General features: G+C 47.6%; 22 protein-coding genes. 12 read left to right on the top strand and 10 right to left on the bottom strand.

Annotated features, from left to right (window positions below):
- Positions 1 to 150: 150 nt before the first annotated feature.
- From JRJ22_RS23770 to efeO, 3 genes are read right to left on the bottom strand one after another with little or no spacing between them, the layout of a single operon-like run.
- On the bottom strand, positions 151 to 1,953 hold the full coding sequence (locus JRJ22_RS23770; protein WP_232380937.1) for an FTR1 family iron permease: 1,803 nt from the start codon (positions 1,951 to 1,953) through the stop codon (positions 151 to 153).
- A 43-nt stretch (positions 1,954 to 1,996) separates the two neighbouring features.
- Positions 1,997 to 3,301 (bottom strand): iron uptake transporter deferrochelatase/peroxidase subunit, encoded by a 1,305-nt coding sequence (gene efeB / locus JRJ22_RS23765; RefSeq protein WP_206101798.1) that lies wholly within the window; start codon positions 3,299 to 3,301, stop codon positions 1,997 to 1,999.
- Positions 3,302 to 3,306: 5 nt separating this feature from the next.
- On the bottom strand, positions 3,307 to 4,200 hold the full coding sequence (efeO, locus tag JRJ22_RS23760; RefSeq protein WP_206101797.1) for an iron uptake system protein EfeO: 894 nt from the start codon (positions 4,198 to 4,200) through the stop codon (positions 3,307 to 3,309).
- 429 nt (positions 4,201 to 4,629) lie between these two features.
- Between efeO and JRJ22_RS23755 the strand changes: the two genes are divergently transcribed.
- The gene (locus tag JRJ22_RS23755) at positions 4,630 to 4,815 is read left to right on the top strand and encodes a hypothetical protein (RefSeq protein WP_206101796.1); all 186 of its coding nucleotides are present in this window, start codon (positions 4,630 to 4,632) and stop codon (positions 4,813 to 4,815) included.
- A gap of 120 nt (positions 4,816 to 4,935) precedes the next feature.
- Here the strand turns inward: JRJ22_RS23755 and JRJ22_RS23750 are convergent, their stop codons facing one another.
- From JRJ22_RS23750 to JRJ22_RS23735, 4 genes are all read right to left on the bottom strand, one after another.
- Complete coding sequence (locus JRJ22_RS23750; protein WP_206101795.1) at positions 4,936 to 5,142, bottom strand: helix-turn-helix domain-containing protein; 207 nt, start codon at positions 5,140 to 5,142, stop codon at positions 4,936 to 4,938.
- 10 nt (positions 5,143 to 5,152) lie between these two features.
- Positions 5,153 to 5,635, bottom strand: coding sequence for a DUF2975 domain-containing protein (locus JRJ22_RS23745; protein ID WP_206105279.1), 483 nt, complete (start codon positions 5,633 to 5,635; stop codon positions 5,153 to 5,155).
- Between the two features lie 215 nt (positions 5,636 to 5,850).
- On the bottom strand, positions 5,851 to 6,612 hold the full coding sequence (locus JRJ22_RS23740; protein WP_206101794.1) for a SagB/ThcOx family dehydrogenase: 762 nt from the start codon (positions 6,610 to 6,612) through the stop codon (positions 5,851 to 5,853).
- Positions 6,613 to 6,775: 163 nt separating this feature from the next.
- Positions 6,776 to 7,000, bottom strand: coding sequence for a helix-turn-helix domain-containing protein (locus JRJ22_RS23735; RefSeq protein WP_019908812.1), 225 nt, complete (start codon positions 6,998 to 7,000; stop codon positions 6,776 to 6,778).
- Between the two features lie 359 nt (positions 7,001 to 7,359).
- On the opposite strand from JRJ22_RS23735, the gene JRJ22_RS23730 reads away from it, so the two are divergent.
- Positions 7,360 to 8,337, top strand: coding sequence for a LacI family DNA-binding transcriptional regulator (locus tag JRJ22_RS23730; protein WP_206101793.1), 978 nt, complete (start codon positions 7,360 to 7,362; stop codon positions 8,335 to 8,337).
- A gap of 192 nt (positions 8,338 to 8,529) precedes the next feature.
- Positions 8,530 to 10,863, top strand: a complete 2,334-nt coding sequence (locus tag JRJ22_RS23725) for a tetratricopeptide repeat protein (protein WP_206101792.1) — start codon at positions 8,530 to 8,532, stop codon at positions 10,861 to 10,863.
- A 77-nt stretch (positions 10,864 to 10,940) separates the two neighbouring features.
- Here the strand turns inward: JRJ22_RS23725 and JRJ22_RS23720 are convergent, their stop codons facing one another.
- Positions 10,941 to 11,471, bottom strand: coding sequence for an NAD(P)H-dependent oxidoreductase (locus tag JRJ22_RS23720; RefSeq protein ID WP_206101791.1), 531 nt, complete (start codon positions 11,469 to 11,471; stop codon positions 10,941 to 10,943).
- A 200-nt stretch (positions 11,472 to 11,671) separates the two neighbouring features.
- Between JRJ22_RS23720 and JRJ22_RS23715 the strand changes: the two genes are divergently transcribed.
- The 8 genes from JRJ22_RS23715 to JRJ22_RS23680 all read left to right on the top strand — a co-directional run bounded on the left by JRJ22_RS23715 (position 11,672) and on the right by JRJ22_RS23680 (position 20,820).
- Complete coding sequence (locus tag JRJ22_RS23715) at positions 11,672 to 12,025, top strand: winged helix-turn-helix transcriptional regulator (protein ID WP_206101790.1); 354 nt, start codon at positions 11,672 to 11,674, stop codon at positions 12,023 to 12,025.
- A gap of 582 nt (positions 12,026 to 12,607) precedes the next feature.
- Entirely contained in the window at positions 12,608 to 14,323 is a 1,716-nt protein-coding gene (locus tag JRJ22_RS23710; protein WP_206101789.1) for a cellulase family glycosylhydrolase, read from the top strand.
- Between the two features lie 113 nt (positions 14,324 to 14,436).
- Positions 14,437 to 15,858, top strand: coding sequence for a spore germination protein (locus JRJ22_RS23705; RefSeq protein WP_206101788.1), 1,422 nt, complete (start codon positions 14,437 to 14,439; stop codon positions 15,856 to 15,858).
- Positions 15,859 to 15,869: 11 nt separating this feature from the next.
- Positions 15,870 to 16,958, top strand: a complete 1,089-nt coding sequence (locus JRJ22_RS23700; RefSeq protein ID WP_206101787.1) for a GerAB/ArcD/ProY family transporter — start codon at positions 15,870 to 15,872, stop codon at positions 16,956 to 16,958.
- The gene (locus tag JRJ22_RS23695) at positions 16,951 to 18,054 is read left to right on the top strand and encodes a Ger(x)C family spore germination protein (protein ID WP_206101786.1); all 1,104 of its coding nucleotides are present in this window, start codon (positions 16,951 to 16,953) and stop codon (positions 18,052 to 18,054) included. Before JRJ22_RS23700 ends, JRJ22_RS23695 begins: the two co-directional genes overlap by 8 nt.
- Before the next feature lie 249 nt (positions 18,055 to 18,303).
- The gene (locus tag JRJ22_RS23690; protein ID WP_206101785.1) at positions 18,304 to 19,317 is read left to right on the top strand and encodes an ABC transporter substrate-binding protein; all 1,014 of its coding nucleotides are present in this window, start codon (positions 18,304 to 18,306) and stop codon (positions 19,315 to 19,317) included.
- Complete coding sequence (locus tag JRJ22_RS23685) at positions 19,298 to 20,074, top strand: ABC transporter ATP-binding protein (protein WP_206101784.1); 777 nt, start codon at positions 19,298 to 19,300, stop codon at positions 20,072 to 20,074. The genes JRJ22_RS23690 and JRJ22_RS23685 overlap by 20 nt, the downstream gene beginning before the upstream one ends.
- Positions 20,074 to 20,820, top strand: coding sequence for an ABC transporter permease (locus JRJ22_RS23680; protein ID WP_232380936.1), 747 nt, complete (start codon positions 20,074 to 20,076; stop codon positions 20,818 to 20,820). Before JRJ22_RS23685 ends, JRJ22_RS23680 begins: the two co-directional genes overlap by 1 nt.
- Positions 20,821 to 21,031: 211 nt before the next feature.
- Here JRJ22_RS23680 and JRJ22_RS23675 read toward each other — a convergent pair whose 3' ends face one another.
- Both JRJ22_RS23675 and JRJ22_RS23670 read right to left on the bottom strand, forming a co-directional pair.
- Positions 21,032 to 22,303: a sensor histidine kinase gene (locus tag JRJ22_RS23675; protein ID WP_206101782.1), complete on the bottom strand. Its 1,272-nt coding sequence runs from the start codon at positions 22,301 to 22,303 to the stop codon at positions 21,032 to 21,034.
- Complete coding sequence (locus JRJ22_RS23670) at positions 22,300 to 23,043, bottom strand: LytR/AlgR family response regulator transcription factor (protein ID WP_206101781.1); 744 nt, start codon at positions 23,041 to 23,043, stop codon at positions 22,300 to 22,302. The genes JRJ22_RS23675 and JRJ22_RS23670 overlap by 4 nt, the downstream gene beginning before the upstream one ends.
- A gap of 222 nt (positions 23,044 to 23,265) precedes the next feature.
- Here JRJ22_RS23670 and JRJ22_RS29815 point away from each other — a divergent pair, with 222 nt between their 5' ends.
- Positions 23,266 to 23,835 (top strand): accessory gene regulator B family protein, encoded by a 570-nt coding sequence (locus tag JRJ22_RS29815; RefSeq protein WP_206101780.1) that lies wholly within the window; start codon positions 23,266 to 23,268, stop codon positions 23,833 to 23,835.
- Positions 23,836 to 24,011 lie beyond the last annotated feature (176 nt).

Below are 24,011 nucleotides of genomic sequence, written 5' to 3'. Positions count from 1 at the left end.
GGGAAATGCACGGATGGATGTAAGAGACGCTGGATGGGAGAATGGGGGACAGATAGGTGAATGTGGGACAGATAGTATGCAGCCTAAAAAAGCGGAGAACCTCCCAAGCCTTCGGGTAATGGTTCTCCGCTCTTATAGCTAGTGATGATATTAGTTGGCTGTACGTGTTTTCCTGTTAGTTCTGCCGCGCAGCATCTCCCTGAGGATAAATACCAGCACCACAAGCTGCGGCAGCAGCGTTTCCCAGGTCGGAAACAGCCCAAGCCAGCTTACAGCAGGTAATGCGTTCTCCACATGCGCCGGCAGCTTACCGGCCACCTGGAGTGAATGAAGGCTCTCGCCAAGGAAGCGGAAGACCAGATAATAGATCAGCAGAGTGGCTACGCGGAAGAACGCAGCGATCGGCAGCTTGGCGCTCAGAGCAATAATGGCATACCCCACGATTATCAGCACGGCCAGCGCAGCCCCAATCCCGAGCAGCAGCTGCGGGGTTGTAATGGAGGAAGCCATCCCGGCATAAAAAATCGTTGTCTCGGCGCCTTCCCGCAGAACGGCCAGGGCCGCCACGAAAAATAGAGACCACAGACTGCCTTTGGCCAGTGCGCCATCCACCTGCCGTCCCACATACCGGTTCCAGGCGGCAGTGTTCGATTTGTTGTGCATCCAGCGTCCGATGGTGAGCATCATTACTACGGCAACAAGTCCGGTAATTCCTTCTATGAGCTCCCGGGCTCCTCCGGAAGCCGCTTGCGATATCGTAAGTGTAAGCAGGAAGGCAAGACCTATACTGAGGATAAGACCGGAAGCAGCACCTGACCAGACCCAGCGCTGGGTTCCCTTACCGCCTTCTCTTTTGAGATAGGACAGCAGGGCAGACAGCACCAGAATCGCTTCAAGCCCTTCACGGAGCAGAATCAGGGCAGCATCCCAGGCGGTATAGGTTGTCTCACCGGCAAGCGGCGTCAGCTCTGCCAGCATGTTATCGATCACTTTCTGTGCTTCTGCAAGCTTTGGCGGATCGGAGAGCAGCTTGCCGGTGACGTCTGCACTTTCATTCTCGATATTCGTGTACGTTTTAGGCGAGGCGATTTGTACCTGCCCTTCAGCCGATGGCCAGGCGACGATGAACTGCTCCATGATCCCGGCTGCACCCGAGCTATCCCCCGCAGTAGCGGCAGCGGATGCTTGCTTCAGGTAGCTGATCAGCCCCTCAATGGAAGTAGGCTCCGCTGACGAATCACCCGCAGCGATGGCCTTGCCTTCGCTGTAATCGGAGAGCAGCGTATAAAGCGCCTCTGCTTCGGCTCTGGCCGCTTCTTCGCGGAGCGGCTCGGCCTGCAGCGCAATCCGCAGCAGGCTGATCTTCGTCTCAAGCTGGGCGTAAACCGCCGGATTGTCGACACGTATGCCGCGCTCCGCCGGCGCCCAGCTGTTCACGACGGTACGGTAGGCCTCAGCCGCCGCCGTCCAGTCGGCGCGCAGCGCCGCATCCCGCGTGGCCTTCGCCGCGGGCAGCAGCTTCACCGCCGCGCTGCGCCCGGCGGCGCTGGCGTCACTGCCGCCTGACGCGGCAGTGATGTACGCGTCCACGCTTCTGGCGAGCGTGGACAGCGCCTTAGATGCGGGCGTATCTTCGCCCGCATCTAAGGCCGACGCCGCAGCTGCGAGTGCGGCGTCCACTTCGGCAGCCGGACCGGCGAGTGCCGGGTCCGGCGTGCCTTCGTTCGCGGTGCGCCACAGCGCTGCGAACGATTCCACATCGGCGGCGGCCGCGTCCCAGCGGCCCTGGCCGGCTTCGACGAGCGCGCTGCCGACCGGCGGCAGCAGCTCGCTAAGCGCCGGCTCCGCCGCCGCGGCGAAGGCTGCCGGCCTGCCCGGCAGCAGCAGGAGCAGGCCGCCTAAGAGCGCGGCGGCCAGCATGCGGCGCCAATTGTTATGTAACAACCATCCCATAGGGGTTACCCCTTCCGTTCCATGATATTCGTGATCATATGCTTTAGCCAAGCAGCGTCTCCCCGATATATCCGCCCTCGCGGACACCCGGGAAGCAGGCGAAGACGGCACTGCCGGTATGGAGAATATATTCATTCAGCATGTCGCTTTTGGCGAGGCGCTGCTGGATGCTGACGAACTGCTTCACCAGGTCCTTTTGGAAGCTGATGAACAGCAGACCGGCATCGAGCTGGCCTGTTTTGAGATTCATTCCGCTGGAGTATGAGTAGGAGCGGCGGAGAATCTTGACCGATCCGTCCCCATGCGACAGCGCACTGTGGGAATTCGGGGGAACCACCGGTCGCCCGGCCGCGTCCTTCGCCTCCAGATTAAGGTCGGCGAATTCGTCCTTGGCACCGATCGGTGCACCGCTCTGCCGGTACCGCCCGAAAGTATTTTCCTGATCGCTCAGCGGGGAGCGGTCCCATACCTCAACGCGCAGCTGTACGCGCCGTACGGCCATGTAGGTCCCGCCGTTCATCCAGGCGGGACCGTCGCCGCTGCCGCTCCAGACGATTTCCTGCATTGCGGCTGCATCCGTCACATCCGGATTGCCGGTACCGTCCTTGAAGCCCAGCAGATTGCGCGGCGTGCCGCCTTTGGGATCGGCGCCGCCGGTCCGCTGGAAGCCCTCCTGCGTCCAGCGCAGCACTGCTGTACCGCGGGCAATACGCGCCAGATTGCGGATGGCGTGGAACGCCACCTGCAGATCGTCGGCGCAGGCCTGCACGCAGAGATCGCCGCCGCACCACTGCGGCTCCAGCGCATCTCCCGCAAAAGCCGGAAGATCCGCAAACGTAGACGGACGCTTCGAAGCCAGCCCGAAACGTCCGTCAAAAAAGGCAGGCCCAACCCCAAAGGTAAGTGTACATTTGGAGGGGGAGAGCCCGTCGGCTTCTCCGGTATCGGACGGAGGCAGGTTGGGGTTGTCATTGACGTTGCCGATCAGGCTGCCTGAAGTGAGCGCGGCGGCGGCGGTGGTCCATGCTTCCAGCAGCTGCTTCACCTCGGCGAGCTTGGTTGTCGTCAGATCAAAGGACGCAAAAACGATGAAATTCTGCGCAGGTGTCAGAATTCCGCTCTGATGGCTCCCGTAGAACGGGATGGTGTCAGCATTCGCAGCCAGTGCTGCGGGGGCAGGCTCGGACGCCTTACGGGCAGCGATGAGGCTGCCTGCCCCGGTCCCGCCCAGCAGCAGCCCCAGGCCGCCGACGCCGGTAAGCCGCAGGATATCGCGGCGGCTTAATTTTTGATCCATTACACCTTCAATCGGCTTCGTCACGGGTTTTGCGGATTTATCCTTTTTCATACCGGTCACACTCCCAGAATAGTACCCATATTGGACAACGGTTCAGCCAAAGCGTCCAGATTCTGGCTCAGCTTGCGGACCTCGTCTTCCTTCAGGGTTTCATAGGAGACATAGCCGTCACCGGATTTGAAAGGAGCCAGTTCGTTCAGCAGCGCGGTGAACCGTTCGCCGATCGTCTGGTCCAGTGCAGGATCTTTTTTCGCCAGCTCTGGTTTCAGCAGCTCGTAGATTTTCTGTGCTCCCTCAACATTGGCTACAAAATCATACAGATCCGTATGGGAGTAACGTTCTTCCTCACCGGTAACTTTGGAGGAGGAGACCTCGTTCAGCAGGCCGACGGCTCCGGTAACGAGCAGCGTGGCATCGATGTCGGTGGTTTCTACCTTGGCGCGCAGCAGCTGCGCATCCTTTAACAGCTGGTCCGCGACTTCGGACATCCCGTCAGTCGTCCCTTTTTGCCAGAGGGCCTGTTCAATCTTATGGAAGCCGCGCCAGTCAGCGGGATCTACATCATTTTCCCGGGCATCGATATTCGGATCCAGATCCCCCAGCGCTTCGGCAATCGGTTCGATCCGTTCATAGTGCATGCGTGAAGGTGCGTACAGCGCTTTGGCTTCCTCAAGCTGCCCGGCTTTTACAGCCGTGGTGAAGCTTTCGGTCATCTTGACGAACTCATCGCATTGCTCGATTACATAATTGCGGTATTGTTCAATAGCTGAGGTTAAATCGGCAGCAGCGGGTGCGGTTGTTGAAGCGGGCGCATTGGCTGCATTACTGCTGCTTGCAGCAGCGGCCTCATTACCTGAATTGTTGTTATTGTTGTTGTCATTGCTAGCACACCCGGTGAACAGAATGGAGGCAACGAGCAGCCCGGCGGGAACAGCGTAATTAAATTTCATTTAGAACACCCCTTGTTTATGTGAAAAATAGTAGAGCAACGTCCTCACGTGTGAATGATAATCGTTATCATTTATGCTGGATTTATCATAAATCCCTGCATAGGGGCTGTCAATAAAAAAATGTGACGTATATCACAAATACAATCCTGTCCTCTCCAAAAAATGGAGATATCAGGGAGTTTGGTTGCGGTAGATTTGCGGACATAGGGTCGAAATCAATACTTGCGCAAAGTGTCTCCTCTATAAATACAATGTTCCTCTGTAAGAATACAAAACCCTTAAAGAATATGAGGTTATCATACAATAGTCACAAAATATTGTCTTTTTACTGTGGACACCTCTTTCAAAATTTGTTGGTTATGTTATAATGAAAGCGTAAACAAAACAGCTGTTGACTATAGATTTCATCGCTCAAGGAGGATGAACGTAATGCTGGAAGGACTTAAGGAACTTAAAAATTGGGTAGTAGGAATTTGGCAGCCGGGGATGGCTTCCGGAGAGGAAGACTATCTGAATATGGAATACACCGTACAGCGGCATCTCCACACGCCACAATCCCCAAGCCCGCTCACTTATGAGGAACAGGCCCGGATTAAGACGGTTAAATACCATTAATCTTAGCTGCTTCAGATATAGAAGTATTGAATTACTTAATATGTACCAAAGGCCGCAGGCCCGGAGGATTATCCGGAGCTGCGGCCTTTTATTTGCTTAGATTCAGATCATTCACTGCTATCAATCGTTTTTGTATTCCAGAATATCTCCGGGCTGACAATCTAAAGCCTTGCATATCGCCTCCAAAGTGGATAACCGGACCGCCTTGGCCTTGCCGTTTTTCAGAATAGAGAGGTTAGCCATCGTGATTCCAACCCGCTCCGAGAGCTCGGTTACGCTCATTTTCCGCTTTGCCAGCATCACATCAATATTAATTATTATCGCCATAATCTTCACCTCAGACCGTCAGATCAATTTCGGATTTTAGTTCGATGGCCTCTTTTAAAAGCCTTTGAAGCACTGCCGCAAACACGGCGATGACCATGGAGGCAAAAATCAGAATCAGTCCGATGACGATGATCCCCGGCGCATCGTCTTTCTCTGCCATTAGGTAGAAGAGCGGCAGGCCCAGTACAAACAGGCTGCTGACGGCTATCGCAGAGTATTTGATACGCTTAAGAGCCTGCACCGATAATTCCGAGAACGCCTTGTGCTTGTCAATGTAGTCTAACAGCTTAAAGGCCTGATACAGGGCGAAGTAAAAGGGCAGCACCGTTGCGTACAAATCGATCCATACGAGCACCTTCAAAAACCGGTAATCCGGATACAATTCGGCAGCAAACTCCCCAATCTCCGGCACCAGAAAAATGCATATCGCAAGTACCGGAATGCCAATCAGAATCACAGCCGCCTTCAAAAAAAGTGTTGTACCACGTTCCATACGTTCCATAATAAATCCCCCGCTTGTTCTTGTGATTACATTGAATTTAACACATTATTTATCGTTTTACAATAAAAAAGTACTGATATTAAATATATTATTGTTGTTAAATTAAAATATGCCTGTGCCAGTAATTTTCCGCACAAAAAACCTCCCCTTATCCCGGAGGATAAAGGAAGGCATAGATGTGTCACTTCTGAATCACCTGAGGGCCGCTATTCCCGTTTCTTCCCGACCGCGCCCATATAGATCACAAATTCTTCATCACCGTCTAATGCCAAAATTTCATCAATCAGCTTTTGATCATAGATTCCAATTGCACAAGCACCTGCACCGATGGATTCACTGGATAAATAAAGGTTTTGGCATACATGTCCAACATCGATGAGGATTTTTTTGTGGGCTGAAATATCATACTTCCATTCGGACCGGTAGGGTGTGGTACTCCATGCAAACAGTACAGCAGCCTTTTTGGCAAAGTTAGGGACAAAGGGCTGATCCAAAGTAACCGCATCAACCTTTTGTTCAAGCTCATCCAGTTCAAACATAAATAAAAGCTTGTGTTCTACCGGAAGGTATCTGTAGATTCCCTGCTGAATGCCTTCTACCCGCATAATCATTAAATAGGTTTCAAAGGTGTGTGTCGCCCCGCTGCAGGGTACCGTCCGCATCGTTAGCCCAAGCTTATTCATACCCGTGATCCCTTGGGTTGCCCATAATAAATAGGATAACTCCTCAAGACTTAAAGTGTCCGCAGAATAAAACCGGGTACTTCTTCTCTGATCTATACAATTAAAAATGTTGTCGTTACACACAACGTCTTTGCTGACCTTCGGCAAATCGATAAGTACTGCTTCCGAATCAAAGGGCTTAACAATTGGCGGCTGTGTTATTCCCTTGATCTTATCTGTTTTTATATGTTTGAATTCATGGAAATTAGATTTTAGAAACTGCCTTTGTTGCTCGTATCTTGTCATCACAAATCCTCCTGAGTTGCCTTAATAGCTTTAATTTATCATTTCATAAAAATCTGACGGTGATCGAACTCACTTTCCGCTCTTTTGGTGGGCAAACAAAAAACCTCCTCTCACCCCAAAGGATAAAAGAAGGCTTAAACGTGTCACTTCTGAAGCACGGCAGCTATATCTTCAGCTCCCCAAGCTTGATCAGCTCGACAACCGCTTGCGAACGGCCTTTTACGTTTAATTTTTGCATGACGTTGGAGATATGGTTGCGGACGGTTTTTTCACTGATGAATAACAATCCGGCAATATCCCGTGTAGTTTTGTCTTGCACAAGAAGCTCGAATACTTCGCGCTCGCGGTGCGTCAACAGAAATTTGCTGTGATGTTCGTTCCCTTTCAATGGTGTCACCCCTCCTTGCTCGGGTTTGTTTGGTATAACAAGGTAAAGGGATACAGTCAAATCATATTATGTATGCGCAATGTTAATTGTGCGGTCATTGCCCTAAAATGGGCGGGGACGAAGACAAGCTGAAGCCTATTTCTAAGAACGTAAAAAAAACCGCCCTTCCGGCGGCAAAGACACGTACTGTACCGGTCTGTCACGCCCTTTCGGTCACGCCAGTTTAGTCCGGTAAGCTGTTGCAGAACCAGTGTAGTATATGAAATGGATTCCATAGCAAGCTTTTTTTATGAGCAGCTATTAAAGGCCGATGTGGTAAAATAAAACCAGTATCATCCTATTCAGGAGGAAGCTTGCTGATGGCCAACATTAAAGAAATTGCCCGCATCGCCGGTGTTTCTGTAACGACTGTATCCCGTGTTCTGAATAATCATCCTTATGTCAGTGACAACAAAAGAGCCGCCGTGCTTAATACCATAGAGCAATTACACTACACCCGGAATATGAATGCCGTGCATCTGATTACCGGGCGTACCGGAGCCATTGCGGTCATCCTGCCTTATATCAATTTATACTACTTCTCGATTGTGATGGACGGGCTGGCCCATGAAGCGCTGAATGCACAGTACCGGCTGATTCTCTGCCAGAGCAACTATGCTGCCGAGGAGGAGCTGAAAGTACTGGAGATGCTGCGCAACAAGGAAATTGACGGCGTGGTCATCGTGTCTACGGCGCTCCAGCCGGAGGTGATCGAGAAATATACGGATTACGGTCCGATCATTACCTGCCAGGACAGCGGTGAACGGCGTTTCTCCTCAGTCTATATTGAGCATTATGAGGCTTTTTGGGATGGCCTGGAGTATTTGACCAGCAAAGGCTACCGCAAAATCGGGTACTGTGAGGGCAGGCAGAACGGCAGCAGTGCCTCCATCCGGCAGTCCGCCTTCCGCACTTTTCTATCCGAGCGTAACCTTCCCTTCCGGGAGGAGTGGATGGTCTACGACTGTATGACGGAGGAGGATGGGGCGGGAGTTGCGTTATCGCTGCTGGACATGCAGGACCGGCCTGAGGCGCTGATCATTACCGGTGATCATGTCGCAGCGGGGCTCATTATCGAAGCGCGCAAGCACGGGCTGCGCATTCCGGAGGATCTCGCGGTCATGGGCTTCGACAATCAGCCGATCGGCCGGCTGCTCGGCATCACCACCATCGACAACCACCTCTATGACATGGGCGCCGCTGCCTTCCGCATCATCCATGAGCAGATCCGCACCGGCAGCCGCGTGCCCGTACACCGCAAGCTTGATTATGTGATTATTGAGCGGGGGACGGTGTAGGGGGATATTCCGTCTATTCATGCCAGCCTTCGTCTCGGCTTCAACAGGAAGCCGGACGGAGGTTATTTGTATGTTTGTTGAGATTTATATTTTTATAGAGTTTGGTGGAAGAGTTTGTCAAGTTGTTGTAAAGTTATGAGTATACAGGATTATTTTGTAATGCTGTGATGACTTGTGAAAGGGCAGGATTCAATGTCGACAATTTCAACCAATGCGCGAGAGCAGTATAACTTAGGTTTATCGTATCGTGAAAACGGACAACATGAAGAAGCTATAGAGGCTATGAAAAAAGCAGTCGAGCAGGAACCTGAAAATGCAAAATATCAGAACGGTTTGGGTTTTTCGTATCATGCCAACAGACAATATGAGGAAGCTATAGAGGCTAAGAAAAAAGCAGTCAAACTTGAACCAAATCACGCAGGATATCAAGTCAATTTGAGTGTATCCTTTCATGCAAACGGGCGATATGAGGAGGCTATAGAAGCTGCGAAAAAAGCAGTCGAGCTAAAGCCTGACAATGCAGAATATCAATACAGTTTAGGGTTATCCTTTCATGAAAACAGACAATATGAGGAAGCTATAGAGGTCAAAAGAATAGCAGTCAAGCTAAAGCCTGGCAATGCAGGATATCTATTTAGTTTAGGCAAATCGTATCATGCAAACGGACAATATGAGGAAGCCATAGAGGTCAAAAGAAAAGCAGCTGAGCTAGAACCAAACAACGCAGGCTATCAATACAGTTTAGGGTTATCCTTCCATGAAAACGGCCAATATTCAGAAGCGATAACGGCAAAGAAAAGGATCACGGAAATAGAACCAAAAAACGCAAGATATTTAGACAGTTTGGGTGCATCATATCATACAAACGGCCAATATGAGCAAGCCATAGAGGCGAGGAGGAAAGCAGTTCAGTTTGAACCTGATAATGCACAATACCACTTCAATTTGAGTCTATCCTATTATGCCAACAGACAACATCCGGAAACGATAGAAGTACTGAAGAAGGCGGTGGAGTTAGAGCCCGGAAATGCCAATTATCAGTATAGTTTAGGCGTGGAATATTATGCAACTAACCAGTATGATGAGGCTATAAATAAAATTAGAATGGCTATATCCTTACAAAAATCTAATAATAAGTATCGCCAGGGCTTATCTATAATATATCGTAACCTTAAAATGTATACTGATGCACTTAAAGTACTTGATGAAGCCATTGTTATAGACAGCGGGCAGAACGACAATCGCGATGCTCTGCTGTACTATCACTATGCATGGGTACAGTATCTCGAAACCGGTACTGCTGATAACTCAATAAAATATTTTGAGGAAGGCAAACGGGCATATCTGACAAACATGGATAAAAAGAAAATAAACAATTTTCTGAATGTACTTTCTAAAGCGATATTGAATGGCAGTAGTCAAGGTTCGCCGAACCTTCCGGTTCTAAATCAAGAATTGGAGATGTTAAGGTCTTTTGCCGAAATTCATGCGGATGTACTAGGGGATACCCAGTATTATTTCTTAAGTAAGATTATTTCAACCTTCAAAGATTATCCTGAGATACAATCCAATATGATTGGTATCCATCTCAGTATGAAGCAGATTATGAAGCAATGTGCGGTTTCAATTCCGGAGGGTGCTGAGCTTGCCCATTACTCCAGGCTTGAGAATTTGAACTACCTTGTCAAGAAAAGTGATGATCCGGCTTACCTGAGACTGAACAATGCCGCATACATGAATGACCCCTCTGAAGGGCTGATCTTTATTTCAACACTTAAGGATTGCCATGGCTGCGACGCTCCTTTGCTCAACAAGGTATATGAACGCTTTACCAATGAGGATACAAACATGCAGGCAAGTGATGTATATTTGTTCAGCTTAACCCTTCGGGTGGATGATCTGCCGATGTGGGCGCAATACGGTGATAAAGGTCATGGGTGCTGCCTGGTGATCAAGAATGACTTTTTTGATAGGGATAACGATGAAATTCAGCATGATATTATTGGAAACCGTGAGAATGGCAATACATATGTTAATTCCTATATCCCTTACCGGGTTATTTATGTGAAGAGCGTTAATAACACCATGCAGCTCAGTATGACTAAAGTTGACGGTGAAGATGATACAGACAGCATCAATCAAATAGATATGGAGCTTAAAAATATTGTTGGTTATATCCATGCTGCCTCAGAAAGATGCCATGGTGATGCAGGTCTGGAAGAAGCATTGATTGAGCACTTAAGGGAATCCATTGATCAGATCAGGTATTTATTCAAAACAACGGATTATGAATATGAGAAAGAGCTCCGGCTGATCCGTTATGAACCCGTCGATTCCAAGGAAATTCAACTAAACAAAGAAACCTCTCCGGTTCCAACACTTTACGTAAAACGGAGCGGCGAGAGCCTGCGTTATACCAAGATTATACTCGGCCCTAAAGTGGAGGAAGCGAACAGAATCGCGCCTTACCTGAAATATGTCGATCCTTCCTTAAAAGTAGAAAAATCTAATGTTCCGTTTCGGTAATTTTTCTCCTGCTCACGCAATCATACGTTCAAGCCTTCGTTCACCGTCTAGGGTGAACGAAGGCTTTTTGTTAAGCCCTATCTATGCTGCACAATATATTCAATATAATCCGCCGCGCTCTGATCAATCTCTTTATCGCTCACCTGAAAAGAAGCCCCGAAGACAGCAAAATGAGGTAGTGCAGTTGCGCCGACATGGATTGCACTGGCTTTGAAAGGGGCAATAACTTCATCTACCGTAAAAGAAACAGAACCCGCAGGCAGATAATTCTCCTTCTTATCACCGATCGACATCGCTAATCCCAGCTTTTTACCCTGCAGCTTCCTGCCGTTTGAACCGTAGGCCCATCCATGGGTAAATACATCATCCAGCCACTTTTTTAGTAAGGGCGGATAACTATACCAGTACAACGGAAACTGAAAAATGACATGGCTGTAGGCTTCCAGCAGCTTCTGTTCTCTTACTACATCTATGTTCCAGTCCGGATACTGCTTATAGAGCTCATGAATCGAAATCTCGTCCGGATGCTGAAGTAGCTCCTGTTTCCATCTTTTATTCACTCTCGAAGCTTCTATATCCGGATGTGCCAGGATCACTAAAGTCTTCATCGTCATTCACCTTTCCTTTGTATGCTGATTTGCTTGCTGCAGCTGCTTACATTATTTTTCATGTTCAAAAAAATGTAAATACACACAATCAAGTAACCTAGTTACCTCAAAGTGTGCATTGGACGCAGAGTGAATCTATGCGATTATAGAAATAACAGATAATCTATTGATTTCTAGCGTTGATGAGGTGGTGCGATATCATGAAGCAATATAACTTAGGCATTGAAGCAACACTTGAAATTATCGGAGGGAAATGGAAGGCTCTGATTGTATGTTTATTAATTTCCGGCACCAAAAGAACAAGCGAATTGCAGCGCAGTATTCCGGGAATTTCGCAAAAAGTGCTGATCCAGCAGCTGCGTGAGCTTGAACAGGATGGAATCATCGGCAGACATGTATACTCTCAAATGCCTCCCAAAGTGGAGTATTACATAAGCGAGTATGGAATTACAGCGAATGAAATTATTAACCAAATGTGCACCTGGGGCAGAGCTAACATTGAACGGAGACAACAGCAGGGTGAGGAAGTCGAGTTGCTGGAGAATGAATCCTGAAAAAAATTTTAGCGGGAAATCCTCCAACTATTTCATTCGTTTTCGCCTAAAATTAGGATTTAGGTGGAAAACCTCCCTCTAAAATCTCTAGAAATGCTAACTTAGGCCTGCCTGGTAGAAATTAGCAGGAGAAAATCCCGCTAGTGTCCGTCTCCATCCAGTCGGTCCGAAATTAGATGGAGAAATTCCCGCTACTCTGCCTACACCCCCATACATTAAGGGAAAAGTGGCGGAGGGGAATTTTGGAACTGGAGGAGCGTAGCGTCCGCCTTTGTCTGCGGATTTCAACCGTGAAACGGTATAATCAAGAAATCTGCAGGCGGGCAGCGGCCGGAAGTCCAAATATTCCCTGTAGCCACGGCTAATCCCTAAATGTAGCACTCCAAGTTCATTCCCCTGCCACCCAAATCATTAATTTCCATAGGATTTTTTCACTAATTATTGGGTTATTTGCCAAGTGGAAAAGATGTTATATTCTTTTAGGTAAGCGGTTACATGAAATGAATGGAGGTGGCGGGTGTACCAGGCTTGGGGGATTTGAAGAAAATGATCGTTCATTCATAAGGGAGGAATATCATATTCATGCCTAAGAAGAAATCATTTCTATCACTAGCGTTCACTACGCTGCTACTGCTCGCACTGATAACGCCGGGTGTATCGGCAGCATCTGCAGATCAGACGGCCAAAGCAAAACCTGCAACATCCGCGATGCAATCCTATGTTGATGCCATGCAGCCGGGCTGGAACCTCGGCAATACGCTCGACGCTACCGGGGCTGATGAAACGTCATGGGGCAATCCGAAAGTCACTCAGGAGCTGATCAAAAAAATCGCCGACCAGGGGTACAAAAGCATCCGCATACCGGTAACCTGGGATGTTCATATTGGGGCGGCTCCGAACTATACTATAGAAGCTGCTTATCTTGCCAGAGTTCAACAGGTAGTGGACTGGGCACTGAATGAAAAACTGTATGTGATGATCAATCTTCATCATGATTCCTGGCTGTGGATCAGCGGGATGGAGAAGAAGCATGATGAGGTGCTGGCCCGCTACAATGCAGCCTGGACCCAGATTGCGGCGAAGTTTAAGAACTACCCCGATAAGCTGATGTTCGAGAGCGTCAACGAGCCGCGTTTCACCGATGGGGGAACTACAGACGAAGCTAAAGCGACTCAAATGCTGACAGAGCTGAATAAGTCCTTCCACAGCATCGTAAGAAGCTCGGGCGGGAAGAATGCGGAACGTCCGCTGGTGCTTCCTTCGCTTGAATCCTCTCCGACCCAGGAACGGATGGATGTACTCTACCAGACCATCACCGGACTGAAAGACCCTAATCTGATTGCGACGGTACATTATTACGGCTTCTGGCCGTTCAGCGTCAATATTGCCGGATACACCAAATTTGACGCCGACACGCAAAATGACATTATCCAGACCTTTGATAAGGTGCATGCTACCTTCACCGCCAAAGGCATTCCTGTCATCGTAGGCGAATACGGACTGCTAGGCTTCGACAAGAATACAGGAACGATTGAGCAGGGGGAAAAGCTGAAGTTTTTTGAATTCCTGGCCAACTATCTGAGAGAAAAACGGATTACCTCTATGCTGTGGGATAACGGCCAGCATTTTGGACGCACGACGTATAAATGGTCCGATCCCCAGCTGTTTACGATGATGAAGAACAGCTGGAGCACACGTTCGGCAACTGCTGAAAGCGATCTCATTTATTTGAAAAAAGGTGAAGAAGTTAAGGATGTCACGGTTTCGCTGAACCTGAACGGCAACAAGCTGACCTCGCTCAGCGCGTCAGGCGGCAAGCTGAAGAAAGGGACAGATTATACTCTGAACGGAGATAAGCTGACACTCAAGGCTGCCAAGCTGAAGAGCCTCACGTCTTCCGGCAAGCTGGGCGTAAATGCAGTCCTTACGGCCGGGTTCAACAAAGGTTCCGACTGGACCTTTAATCTCATTGTTTCCAGTACACCTGTCCTTAGCAGCACCCAGGGAACAACAGCTTCCTTTAAAATCCCTACAAATTTCAACGGTGATATATTAGCGACCATGGAAGCCGTATATGTCTCCGGCGGCAATGCAGGACCGCAGAACTGGACCTCCTACAAGGAATTTGCTTATACGTTTAGTCCTTCCTACAATACGGGAGAGATCAGCCTGCAAGAGAACTTCTTCAAAGAAGCGAACGATGGTGAAATCATTCTTAAATTCCATTTCTGGAGCGGTGAGATTGTGAGCTACAAGATTACCAAAAGCGGAACAACCGTTACCGGTGCGGCTCAATAACTCCTGACAGAACCTTCGTTACCCTTACCGGGTAACGGAGGTTTTTTGCTATAAATATCCATGCGGTTTTTGGGAATACTACCACAAAATAGTAGTTGCAGGGAGGGTATTCAATGAGTTTGATGGCGCAGAATCCGCTTTCGCTTGGACATATTCTTGAAGAGTTCGATCAATGCGCCGATTTGAACCACCGTTCTTATCCGGAAGTGGAGATTGATGTTTTATATTTTTCGCATTCTGTGGACAGTGTCTTATTTATGAGAGAAATACAGGAGCCCTTTTCCAAAACTCGGCTGGATGAGGTTGACCGGCTGCTTCAGCAGTCGCAATTTACGCCAGCGAAAGATCCCAAACAGGTTGTAATCGGCATCCTGGAAGGCAATGTAGGTGTTTTTCATCGTGGGATGGTTTATTTACTGGATGTCTTTAGCCCGGAGACGCGTGGTGTGCAGCAATCCGAGACGGAAACGATTATTGCAGGTCCACATGATGCTTTTGTCGAGTCGGCGCTTACGAACATATCCTTAGTCCGCGGCAGACTCAAAAGCCCGCATCTCAAAATCAGAAAGTATGCTGTAGGTGAAGTATCCAAAACAGCTGTTTATTTGCTCTATATCAAGGATATTGCCAATCCAAAGTTTGTTGACGATATGGAGCGGCGGATTCAAACCATTGAAACGGATGCACTTAACGACGGGGGGATGCTAACCCAATTTATTGAGGACATGCCGAATTCGGTGTTTCCCCAATTCCTGACTACCGAAAGACCGGATGTGATTGCATCCAAGCTCGCTGCAGGACGGGTTGTTGCCATTGTTGATAACAGCCCGACAGCGGTTAGCGCGCCGGCTGCATTTTTTGAATTTTTCTCTTCGCCAGATGATTACTACCAGCGTTGGGCACTCGGTACAGCCCTGCGGCTGCTAAGATATATGGCATTGCTCATCACCATTACCTTTACGGCGTTATATGTCTCTGTGACTACCTTTCATTACGAGATGATTCCAGAAGCACTGCTGAGAACGCTGGCCGAATCACGCAACAGAGTCCCTTTCCCTCCGGTCTATGAGGCGCTGCTGATGGAGATCATGATTGAGCTGCTGCGTGAGGCGGGTGCACGACTGCCTACCAAGATCGGCCAGACCATCGGGATCGTAGGCGGTATTGTAATCGGACAGGCGGCGGTACAGGCCGGTCTGACCAGTAATGTGCTGATTATTGCCGTAGCTTCCTCCGCCATCGCGTCTTTTGTCATTCCCAGCTATATGATGAGCGCTTCGATCCGGCTGATCCGTTTCGGAATTATTATTCTGACCGGCGTTTGGGGCAATATGGGGCTGGTGATGGGGATCGCAGCCGTTGTGATTCATTTATCCGGCCTTACCAGTCTTGGCACGTCCTATGTTATTCCCGTTGCACCGATGAAGTCTGGGGATTGGAAGGATGTATTCATCCGAGCGCCCTTTTCCATGCTCAGAACCCGGCCTTCACAGTCTGCAACCTCTAACCGGGTGAAGCAAACCAACAGAAAGTAGGAATGGTAGGTATGCCAGAAAAGCTTAGTCCCTTTCATATTGCCATTCTTGTGTACATGACTCAGTCGGGAATCGTGATCTTTACCCTGCCGCGTAGTCTGGCGGATTATTTCGGAACGAACGGCTGGCTTGTAATCATCCCGTGTCTGCTGCTGTCGTCATTCAATATTTATTTGATTAATCTGGTTTTTCGGCTGGGGAAGGGACGTTCCATCTTTGAAATTATGGAGCAGTCGGTTCCGAAGGGGATCCTGTATCCTTTCTACGTCTGTTTAACAGCAGTTTGGCTTGTTTTTGGCTGTATGATCGGCAAAAAATATGTGCTGCTCTTTCAAATGCTGGCTTTCCCGACAACCAATCCGATGCTGTTCAAGCTGGCTATCGACGTGCTCGCCTTTATGATGCTGATCAAAGGAATCTACAAGATGTCCAATGCGGTAACCCTTTTCTTTTGGATGACTATCTGGATGTTTGGACTGCTGCTCTGGTTCTTCCCCTCTTTTCGCTGGGCGAGGTTTACTCCGTTCATTCTTCACGGCGGGCATGACCAGGTAAAGGGGGCGGTGGAGGTGTATGCCGCTTATTTGGGCTATGAGCTGTCCATTCTGCTATTCCCGTATGTGAACAAGAGTAAAGGTAAAAAGTCGATGGCGGCCATTTATGCCGGAAATGTTTTTTTATCGTTCGTCTACATCTGTCTGTCGCTGATCTGTTTCGGCTTCTTCGGCCCGGGTCAGTTAAAAAAGCTGCTGTATCCCGTGCTGGACTTACTGGCCTATATCCAGTTGCCGTTTATTGAACGGCTGGAAAACCTGCTCTACGGTTTTTTTCTGTTTTTAGTCCTGGTCACGGTTGTGATGTATTGGTGGGCGGCGCAATTGACTATACAAAGAATTGTTCCAAAGATGAAAACACCGGTACTTCTGGTCATTTTGCTGGGCATCTCCTATTGTATTTCTTTTGTTCCCAAGACGCTGGATCAGGTCAATGTCTGGATTACTAACTTGGGCTATGCGGTGACGGGTATTGCCTTTGTCCTCCCCCTGTTATTGATCATGATCCTGCTTATTCAACGGAAAGGAGGGGCTTCCCATGTTTAAGCTGCGGCTAATTCCTGCGATTCTACTTCTGCTGCTGTTAGCCGGCTGCAAAAGCGATGAGCGGATACTTGAAAAGCTGGGGATGGTCCAAACGGCAAGCTATGATCTCATGGACGATAAACGGCTCAAGGTGACTTACTGCGTTCCGGTTACAGATCCCACCTCGAAGGTCCGCCGTGAACTCATGACGACTGTAAGCGACAGCCTAAAATCAGCGCGGCTGCAGTTCTCCCGGCAAACTGATCTGAAGGTGGTCAGCGGGCAGGTAAGAGAGACCTTATACGGAACGAAGCTGGCAAAAGAGGGTTTAGGCGATTATATCGATACACTCCTGCGGGATCCCTCTATCGCGCTGGGGGTCAGAGTAACCCTGGTTGAGGGGGATGCAGGAGATCTGCTGTCCAAGACGTTCAAGTCCCATAACGATACGGGGCGCTATATCACTCATCTGCTGGATAAGGAATCTTACGGCAATAGTGTCCCGGCCACCACCCTATATGAGTTCTCCAGGGACTTCAACGATGACGGCATTGACCCTGTAGCTCCGATTGTGAAAGACGGGGGAGACAAAGTGGTCATTGAAGGAGTTGCCATGTTTCAAGAGGACCGGTATGTGATGAGGATTCCGGCCAAGGATGGAATTATCTTTGCCCTGTTCCGCGATGATCTCAGGCAGGGGGAAGCCGCAATTAACTTAGGGGAAAAGGATGGCAAGCCAGTGGTCGTCATGTTAAGCTCCATATTAAACAAACGAAAGATCAAAGTGCATCAACTGGCCGGCGGGCGGTTTAAGGTTGACATCTATGCTTCCATCCAAGGCTCGGTACTCGAATACACCGGAGAAGAGAAGATTAATGAGAGCAAGGCACGTCATGAATTAGAACAGAAGATATCTGAATATATCACGGCCAAAGCTGATAAGATGGTGGCGCAGATGCAGGAGCATGACATAGACAGCCTGGGAATCGGATCATATGTGCGGAACGGGCTGACCTACAAGGAATGGATAAGTTTAAATTGGAAAAAAGTGTATCCTGAGATAGAGGTTAAGTGTCATACCAAAGTACTCATCAAAGACTACGGCAAATATAGCTGAGGTTAGATGCTGGTGCATATCTCATACACACTAATGTAACGATAGTGCAGAGCCGGTGGTGGCGCTGATACACTGTCGTTTTTTTATGCAGCCGTTATTATTTAAATTTATAAATATACAAAATAGGGCAATGGGTGTAAAATTGCATTACTTACGCTTCCCGGGGGAGCATAAAGGATTCTCTATGCCCTTATGTGAATAAATGCGCAAGCAAAATATACTAGAGAAGATATGGAGGCAGGAAGATTCATGAAAAGAAAGAACTGGAAACACCTGATGATGCTGTTTATGCTGGTCGCTGCGGTAGGCATGGTTGCGGCAGGCTGCGGCAATAACAATACAGCAAGCGGCGGCAGCAATACAGGCTCGGCCAATACAGGGGGAGCGGCTGCTACTGAGGCTCCGGCGGAAGCGGCAGTCGTCACACTGGGCCTGCTGCCTTCGATCGATGCCATTCCATTTATCATCGCCCATGAGCAAGGCTTCGACAAGGAGCATAACGTCAATCTGGATATTCAGACCTTCAAGAGTGCCAAGGACCGCGACGTGGCGTTCCAGGCAGGCAAAGTAGACGGCATCAGCGCCGATCTGGTGGCCATCTCGATCTATAATGAAGCCGGTCTGGATGTGAAGATCACAAGTACAACAACTGGTGAATTTGACCTTCTGACCGGTAACGATGAGATTCAGGATGTGAAGGATCTGAAGGGTAAAACCGTTATTTTGTCCAAGAACACGTCCACTCAATATACAGTAGCGATGATGCTGAAGCAGGCGGGCCTGAGCGAAGCGGATATCACCGTGAGTGAAGTGCCGCAGATCCCGACCCGTCTGGAGCTGCTTAAGAACAAGAAAGCCGATGCCGCTGTGCTGCCGGAGCCTTTTGTGACCATGGGGGAATCCGCTGGCCTGCGCGTGCTTAGCTCTACACATTCTGCTGGGGTCAACCCGTTTGTGCTCGCCTTCCCGCAAAGCGTAATTGATGCCAAACCGCAGGCAATCCGCGACATGTATGCTGCTTATAATGAGGCGGTAGAGTATATGAAATCTCATGACCAGGCGGAATATATGGATCTGATTATTAAAGAAGTAGGCTACCCGGAAACATTGAAAGACGAGATTAAGGTACCTGAATACCAGCCGGCGAACCAAGTGGATGTGAAGGAAGTGGAGGCAGCCTTTGCCTGGGCACGGGAGACAGGACTGCTGACCAAAAATATATCGGCTGAAGATGTGATCTCCGATGTCCAGTTCAAGAATTAGCGGACTTTGCATCAAAGAGCTCCAGGTTGAGTACAAGAGCGGCCAGGTGGCACTGGGTCAGGTCAATCTGACTCTGCCGGAGCACGGGATTTATACGATTATCGGGCCTTCCGGCAGCGGGAAATCGACGCTTCTGCGGGCGATTGCCGGCCTGCTGCCGGATTATACAGGAGAGCTGCTGTTTAACGGCAAACCTGTTCATGACAAAGATATCCTGGTCGGGCTTGTTCCGCAGAACTACGGATTACTGCCCTGGAAGACCGTTCATGGCAATATCCATATCGCGATGAAAATTACCGGGGCTGCCGGGGGAGACAAAGCGGAGCGGGAAGCGCGGATTACGCACTGGCTTAGCTCCATGGGAATAGCGGATCTGGCGGACCGTTATCCGCTCTCACTGAGCGGAGGCCAGCAGCAGCGGGTAGCGATCGCCCGGGCCTTTGCCATTTTGCCGAAGATTATGCTGCTGGACGAGCCGTTTTCGGCCCTGGACGCCGTGACGCGTGAAGCGCTGCAGCAGATTTTTCTCGACAATTGGCTTGCCCATCCGGCAACGGCGCTGTTCGTCACGCATGATGTGGACGAGGCTATCCTGCTGGGACAGCGGATTATCATCCTGCCTGCGGGCAAGGAGGATTCGCTGGAAGTTCTGGATAATGCCGTAGTGTTCGGGATGAAGCATGAGGAGAAACGGGAAAGTAATGAGTTCTTTGAGCAGACGAAACGGATCAGAAAGGTAATGCAGGAGAAATGGTGATGAACAAGCGGATTACCCGTGTGCTGCGGTTGTTGTTTGTCTTTTTATGCATGAATCTGGTCTGGTATATCGTCTACCTGCTGATGAATCATCCGATTCTGCCCAGTCCGGGTTCGGTCTACAAGGCGATGTTCCAGCTGGAAGGCCGGGAAGTTCTGCTCAACGTCGGCTATAGCCTGCTGCGGATTTTTGAAGGCGTTCTGCTGGCGCTGGTCATCGGTCTCCTGATTGGACTGCTGATGGGACGTTCAACGCTGTGGAACAAATTGCTCGATCCGGTCGTCTATCTGACCTATCCGATTCCGAAGATTGCCTTGCTGCCGGTGGTCATGCTGTTCTTCGGGCTTGGGGAAACCTCCAAGGTACTGATGATTATGCTCATTCTGCTGTTCCAGATCATTATTTCCGTACGTGACGGGGTCAAGGCAATTCCCGAGAACACCTATGATGTACTGACCAGTATCGGTGCCGGCACGGTCCAGAAATTCTGGAATGTGACGCTGCCCGGCGCACTGTCAGTCATTCTCAGCACAATCCGGATTTCGCTCGGTACGGCGATATCAGTGCTGTTCTTCACCGAAATCTACGGCACCGAGCATGGCATGGGCTACTTCATCATGGATGCCTGGCTGCGGCTGGATTATCCGGAAATGTACGCGGGCATTATGCTGTTTAGCTTAGTTGGCTTTGTATTGTTCCTGCTGGTGGATCTGCTGGACTACAAGTTTATGAAATGGCGGCGTTAACGATAGATTGTAGATAGATGCTTGCAGATAATTATTAACACAATATAAACGCTTTGGAATCTTTGCTAAGCAAAGGTTCCTTTTTTATGCTGTCAGAGTAGGGAAGTATGGAAGAAGTGTGAGATTAGTGGGACTTTTCCCTCTGCGATTTCCCTCTCTGCCCTTAGTTCATTCTGAAATACCGGGCTATCCAGTATCCAGTTTTCAGCATTTAGACTCCTCGGTTTATAGGAAGGACAACTATAGTTTTAAATGTTTCACTGGCCGTTACGGTAAGATGACCTCCATATCTTTCAGTGATCTGCCGGATATTGAGCAGGCCTACTCCGTGTAGCTCATTATTTTTCTTTATTCTCCTCTTGTTGCAAGGGGTATATGAATTTTCGGAATAAATGGTTAGCATTTGATACTGCGTGAAGATTCGAATGAATATGAAACGTTCCGCAGGGGTAGGAAGAAGTTGAGCCGCTTCAACTGCATTGTCTAAAATATTACCGATTACTATGCACAGGTCAAAAGGATCTATCATGTCCAGATTCTCTATACTTATATGATGTGTTATTTGTATATTTCTCTCATTAGAAATATTTATTGCATTATTTAGTAAAGAATCAATAACCAAGTTACCTGTAGCTATCGTGAAATAAGAATTCTTCATCGCCTGTAGAGTTTTGCTAATATGACCAAGTGCCTTTTCCCTTTCCCCTGCTTGAATGCAGGCGCGAATATAAATAAAGTGCTTATTCGTATCATGGATAATTCGTTTGGTCATTTGAAAGGAGTTTGAAATTTTCTGATAGCTGGTATTTTGATACTCAGTTTGTTTATGTAATCTTTGCAGCTCATCCTTCATCTGGAAGCTTTCAATTAATTCATCAAATAAATAGATGATAGTAACATTGATTAGCAGGACAGCAATGGCTGAATAAATATACATGTTATTTTCTTGTGCATAGAAGAAAAGCGTATGTAAGATAAACAGACTAACTATATTGATGACAGCCAGTATAAGATAGTACCAGGTGTTCAGCTTGTAGTCCCGTTGTCTTTTAAATAACTTGATGAATACAATGAACAAGAAAAAAATAAGTGATGATAGCAATAAAATGGGTAAGCGTGTTTGTTCATTGCTTAAGTCTATAGCATCAGAGGAAAGATGAAATTGCGAAATGAGTCCATATGACAGGGTTTCCGCTACGAAACCCAAAATGACGTATACAATTGAAAAAATCAATTTCGATTCTATCCGGGCAGGGTAGCACCAAGAGATGATAAATGCACTGCACATTGATAATGAACCTGTTATGACAACAGGAAAAAAGGAGATTGAGGATAAATAAATGATAATTCCGCTCAGCAGATAATGAAAAGTTGTTTGCAGTTTATTTTGTTGAGAAGAACCGAGCAAAGCAAAAAAATAGCGATTCAATAGAACGAGCTGTATGAGAGTCGTTCCTAGAAAGAACAGTAAGGTTATTTTCATAGAATAAATTTTCCTGCCATATAATGAGCATAGGAATCTTTAATTTGCTTAATGTGAGCTCTGCTTATAGGTAATTCCTGATGGTTGCTAAGTACAACGGAACGAACAGTAAATCTTCGGATATAATCCATATTGACAATGACTGATCTGTAAATGAGCAGGAAAGGTGCTCCTAACTTCGTAGAATAGGATGATATAGTTCCTGTAACGGAAAAATCCCCATTGGTTGTAATGATTTTCAATTTATTTTGTGCCAAAGAATGCTTTATTTTTAAAATGGATATAACCTCAGACAATGGGATAATATGCTCGCCTTGCTCCCCTTTCAAAATTATTGAATACGTTAAGGTAGAGTTGAGATGGTCATAAAGCCGTATCATTTTTGATTCAAAGGTACTGTACGTCAATGGTTTTAGTAAATACTGGAATGTGAATACTTCAAAACTTTCCATGATATATTCCGGGTGGCTGCTTAAAAATAAGATTGCGACTTCTTTATTAGGGAAGGAACGTATTTGCTTTGCCGTTTCCAGGCCATCTATACCTGACATTTCTATGTCAAGAAAGAGAAAATGGAAATGAGGAGGCTTTTTGCTTTGATAGTGTTCTAGCAGTTCTTCTCCTGAGGAAAAATAAGTCAAGGAGATTTTACAATTAATGTTTCTTTCGAAAAGTGTGAAAAATCGACTTAATTCTTCGTAAACTTCGCTTTCGTCGTCACATACCCCACCATATAACATTGGATCTTCCCTCCCATTTATTCCATATATTTTAAGTATAGCGAATTCCGCCTATAGATCAACACAAGGGCAGTTCTAAAAATTAGTATACTTTCAAAATAGAGTACACGAAAAAATAAATATCCAAAAATGCAATTCGCATAGAAATTTATACGGTTCGCATATAAGGTGTTCCTTTGACAGAATAATTATCATATATTGTTTAGGGGGAGATGGAAAAAAATGATAGAGATGTTAGTTAATATGATGAGCAAGAGAATGGTTCATCATAAAGTTATCATGCAGAAGGAGCTATCGATAATCCAATACGGGTTACAGGCCATGATCGAAACCTTACTTATTTTCTGTACGATGATAATTTTTTCCATTTTTCTGGGACGCTTTTTAGAAGCGCTAGCCTGGGTAGGGACGGTCTTCCTAATAAGAAGTTTGAGGGGAGGGAGACATGCCGGGACATTTTTACAATGCTACTTCATATCTGTAGGTACCTTTGTATCCTGTATGATTGCAATCCATTTTTTTCAACATCAATTTATTCTATATTGGATAATTTGGGGAGCCGCGCTACTGCTGTTAGTCTGTTCACTGGTATCTTTAGGCACAAGGTCGGGGCAGGAGAACGCACAAAAAATAGGTACACTAATAAATTGCCTTCTATTATTGGCATATGGCTTTTTAATTTTCTTGCAAAATACTAATCCAATCTTGTTAGCAAGCTTGTTGGGCTTAACTGTTTCGCAACTATCTAATGTTTGGAAGCGAGAGCCTAATCCAGAATATAGCCCAAATTAAAAGATTGTATTGGGTATGATTGTGAAATTTATAACGTTCTTTTGTGTCTCGCTTTATCGCTTTGCAGCGGCAGAGATGATTCAGGGGAGGTTTTATCATGGAAAAGATATTGACTGAAAAAATTGCCAAGGCTTTTGCAGGAATCCCTGTTTTCCTTATTCAGGGGCATGATTTGT

It is taken from the genome of Paenibacillus tianjinensis, assembly GCF_017086365.1.
In the GTDB taxonomy this organism is placed as follows: Bacteria; Bacillota; Bacilli; order Paenibacillales; family Paenibacillaceae; genus Paenibacillus_AQ; species Paenibacillus_AQ tianjinensis.
Note: the sequence above shows the minus strand (reverse complement) of the source record. Positions and strands in the feature narration are given on the sequence as shown.

Excerpts from the sequence above, each read along its gene's own strand:
- JRJ22_RS23745 (WP_206105279.1), bottom strand. The coding sequence starts at position 5,635 with ATGGAACGTGGTACAACACTTTTTTTGAAGGCGGCTGTGATTCTGATT.
- JRJ22_RS23750 (WP_206101795.1), bottom strand. The coding sequence starts at position 5,142 with ATGGCGATAATAATTAATATTGATGTGATGCTGGCAAAGCGGAAAATG.
- JRJ22_RS23715 (WP_206101790.1), top strand. The coding sequence starts at position 11,672 with ATGAAGCAATATAACTTAGGCATTGAAGCAACACTTGAAATTATCGGA.
- JRJ22_RS23670 (WP_206101781.1), bottom strand. The coding sequence starts at position 23,043 with ATGTTATATGGTGGGGTATGTGACGACGAAAGCGAAGTTTACGAAGAA.
- JRJ22_RS29815 (WP_206101780.1), top strand. The coding sequence starts at position 23,266 with ATGATAGAGATGTTAGTTAATATGATGAGCAAGAGAATGGTTCATCAT.
- efeO (WP_206101797.1), bottom strand. The coding sequence starts at position 4,200 with ATGAAATTTAATTACGCTGTTCCCGCCGGGCTGCTCGTTGCCTCCATT.
- JRJ22_RS23710 (WP_206101789.1), top strand. The coding sequence starts at position 12,608 with ATGCCTAAGAAGAAATCATTTCTATCACTAGCGTTCACTACGCTGCTA.
- JRJ22_RS23695 (WP_206101786.1), top strand. The coding sequence starts at position 16,951 with ATGTTTAAGCTGCGGCTAATTCCTGCGATTCTACTTCTGCTGCTGTTA.
- JRJ22_RS23720 (WP_206101791.1), bottom strand. The coding sequence starts at position 11,471 with ATGAAGACTTTAGTGATCCTGGCACATCCGGATATAGAAGCTTCGAGA.
- JRJ22_RS23755 (WP_206101796.1), top strand. The coding sequence starts at position 4,630 with ATGCTGGAAGGACTTAAGGAACTTAAAAATTGGGTAGTAGGAATTTGG.
- JRJ22_RS23680 (WP_232380936.1), top strand. The coding sequence starts at position 20,074 with ATGAACAAGCGGATTACCCGTGTGCTGCGGTTGTTGTTTGTCTTTTTA.
- JRJ22_RS23705 (WP_206101788.1), top strand. The coding sequence starts at position 14,437 with ATGAGTTTGATGGCGCAGAATCCGCTTTCGCTTGGACATATTCTTGAA.
- JRJ22_RS23740 (WP_206101794.1), bottom strand. The coding sequence starts at position 6,612 with ATGACAAGATACGAGCAACAAAGGCAGTTTCTAAAATCTAATTTCCAT.
- JRJ22_RS23730 (WP_206101793.1), top strand. The coding sequence starts at position 7,360 with ATGGCCAACATTAAAGAAATTGCCCGCATCGCCGGTGTTTCTGTAACG.
- JRJ22_RS23690 (WP_206101785.1), top strand. The coding sequence starts at position 18,304 with ATGAAAAGAAAGAACTGGAAACACCTGATGATGCTGTTTATGCTGGTC.
- JRJ22_RS23675 (WP_206101782.1), bottom strand. The coding sequence starts at position 22,303 with ATGAAAATAACCTTACTGTTCTTTCTAGGAACGACTCTCATACAGCTC.
- JRJ22_RS23725 (WP_206101792.1), top strand. The coding sequence starts at position 8,530 with ATGTCGACAATTTCAACCAATGCGCGAGAGCAGTATAACTTAGGTTTA.
- JRJ22_RS23700 (WP_206101787.1), top strand. The coding sequence starts at position 15,870 with ATGCCAGAAAAGCTTAGTCCCTTTCATATTGCCATTCTTGTGTACATG.
- JRJ22_RS23685 (WP_206101784.1), top strand. The coding sequence starts at position 19,298 with ATGTCCAGTTCAAGAATTAGCGGACTTTGCATCAAAGAGCTCCAGGTT.
- JRJ22_RS23770 (WP_232380937.1), bottom strand. The coding sequence starts at position 1,953 with ATGGGATGGTTGTTACATAACAATTGGCGCCGCATGCTGGCCGCCGCG.
- efeB (WP_206101798.1), bottom strand. The coding sequence starts at position 3,301 with ATGAAAAAGGATAAATCCGCAAAACCCGTGACGAAGCCGATTGAAGGT.